2 protein-coding genes are annotated in these 2321 nt (G+C 62.0%); both read left to right on the top strand.

What is annotated here, in order from left to right; all coding sequences use genetic code 11:
- Window positions 1-106: 106 nt before the first annotated feature.
- Window positions 107-1888 (top strand): acetolactate synthase 3 catalytic subunit, encoded by a 1782-nt coding sequence (locus VMJ11_RS05530; protein ID WP_325617752.1) that lies wholly within the window; start codon window positions 107-109, stop codon window positions 1886-1888.
- A gap of 115 nt (window positions 1889-2003) precedes the next feature.
- Window positions 2004-2321, top strand: a 318-nt coding sequence (gene ilvN / locus VMJ11_RS05525) for an acetolactate synthase small subunit (protein WP_325617750.1), incomplete at its 3' end; no start/stop codon positions are given.

Below are 2321 nucleotides of genomic sequence, written 5' to 3'. Positions count from 1 at the left end.
GGCCCATGAGGCTCATCTGTCAACTGGACGCGCCGCTTGAACCCGAGCCACAAGCCCGGCAGAGAGCACCCGATCAATTTTTTGCCGAAAATTCGAAAGGTGAATGATGAATATGCCCAGCGCGGAATTCTCCACGTCGGTTTCCCCTTCCTCGCAAGATTCTGACCCTCAAGGCAACACCCACTGCATCGGCGCAACCGTGCTGATGAAGGCGCTCGCCGACGAGCAGGTCGAATTCGTCTGGGGTTATCCCGGCGGCTCGGTGCTCTACATTTACGACGAGCTGTACAAGCAGGACAAAATCCAGCACATCCTCGTGCGCCACGAACAGGCAGCCGTGCACGCGGCCGACGCCTACTCGCGTTCGACCGGCAAGGTCGGCGTGTGTCTCGTGACCTCGGGCCCCGGCGTCACCAATGCGGTGACCGGCATCGCGACGGCCTACATGGACTCGATCCCGATGGTGGTCATCAGCGGCCAGGTGCCTACCGCCGCGATTGGTCAGGACGCCTTCCAGGAGTGCGACACGGTCGGCATCACGCGTCCCTGCGTGAAGCACAACTTCCTCGTGAAGGACGTACGCGATCTCGCTGCCACCGTCAAGAAAGCTTTTTACATTGCGCGCACCGGCCGCCCCGGCCCCGTGCTGATCGACATTCCGAAGGACGTGTCGAAGGCGCCGTGCACATATGAACCGGTCAAGAACGTAGCGCTTCGCTCGTACAACCCGGTCACCAAAGGCCATTCGGGGCAGATCCGCAAGGCGGTCTCGCTGCTTCTTTCGGCCAAGCGTCCGTATATCTATACCGGCGGCGGCATCATCCTCGCGGATGCGTCGCGTGAACTGAACCAGTTCGCCGACCTGCTCGGCTACCCGGTCACGAACACGCTGATGGGCCTTGGCGGCTATCGCGCGAGCGACCGCAAGTTCCTCGGCATGCTCGGCATGCACGGCACCTTCGAAGCCAACATGGCGATGCAGCACTGCGACGTGCTGATCGCGATCGGCGCGCGCTTCGACGACCGCGTGATCGGCGACCCGGGCCACTTCGCTTCGCGTCCGCGCAAGATCATTCACATCGACATCGACCCGTCGTCGATTTCGAAGCGCGTGAAGGTCGATATCCCCATCGTCGGCGACGTGAAGGAAGTGCTCAAGGAACTCATCGAGCAGCTTCAGCACGCCGAGCACGGTCCGGACACGGAAGCGCTCGCCGCCTGGTGGAAGGATATCGAAGGCTGGCGCGAGAAGAACTGCCTGAAGTTCGACCGCGGCACCGACATCATCAAGCCGCAGTACGTGGTGGAAAAGGCGTGGGAGCTCACGGGCGGCAACGCGTTCGTGTGCTCGGACGTCGGCCAGCACCAGATGTGGGCCGCGCAGTTCTATCGCTTCAACCAGCCGCGCCGCTGGATCAACTCGGGCGGCCTCGGCACCATGGGCTTCGGGCTGCCGGCGGCGATGGGCGTGAAGATGGCGCACCCGGACGACGACGTGCTGTGCATCACGGGCGAAGGCTCGATCCAGATGTGCATTCAGGAGCTGTCGACCTGCAAGCAGTACGACACGCCCGTGAAGATCATCTCGCTGAACAACCGCTACCTCGGCATGGTCCGCCAGTGGCAGCAGATCGAATACAGCAAGCGCTATTCGCATTCCTACATGGATGCGCTGCCTGACTTCGTGAAGCTCGCCGAAGCGTATGGACACGTCGGCATGCGGATCGAAAAGACGGCGGACGTCGAGCCGGCGCTCAAGGAAGCGCTGCGCCTGAAAGACCGCACGGTATTCCTCGATTTCCAGACCGACCCTTCCGAAAACGTCTGGCCGATGGTACAGGCCGGCAAGGGCATCACCGAGATGCTGCTCGGCTCGGAAGACCTCTAACGGTATTGCACGGCGCCGTTCCGACTTCGCGCGGCGCGCGTCCACACAACGGGCGCGCGGGTTCGCGGGGAAGGGCGGCCACCACGCTCACACTGGATACATCGCGGATTACATCATGAGACACATCATTTCCGTTTTGCTGGAAAACGAGCCGGGCGCGCTTTCGCGCGTGGTCGGCCTCTTCTCCGCACGCGGCTACAACATCGAAACCTTGACGGTGGCGCCGACCGAAGACCGTTCGCTCTCGCGCATGACCATCGTTTCCATTGGCTCGGACGACGTGATCGAACAAATCACGAAGCATCTGAACCGCCTGATCGAGGTGGTGAAAGTGGTCGACCTTACCGAGGGCGCCCACATCGAGCGCGAGCTGATGCTGATCAAGGTAAGGGCGGTCGGCAAGGAACGTGAGGAGATGAAGCGGATGGCGGAT

It is taken from the genome of Paraburkholderia sp. (assembly GCF_035501035.1).
GTDB lineage: Bacteria > Pseudomonadota > Gammaproteobacteria > Burkholderiales > Burkholderiaceae > Paraburkholderia.
Note: the sequence above shows the minus strand (reverse complement) of the source record. Positions and strands in the feature narration are given on the sequence as shown.

What these genes read in the sequence shown, in the direction of transcription:
- VMJ11_RS05530 (WP_325617752.1), top strand. Translation starts at nt 107, where the DNA reads ATGAATATGCCCAGCGCGGAATTCTCCACGTCGGTTTCCCCTTCCTCG.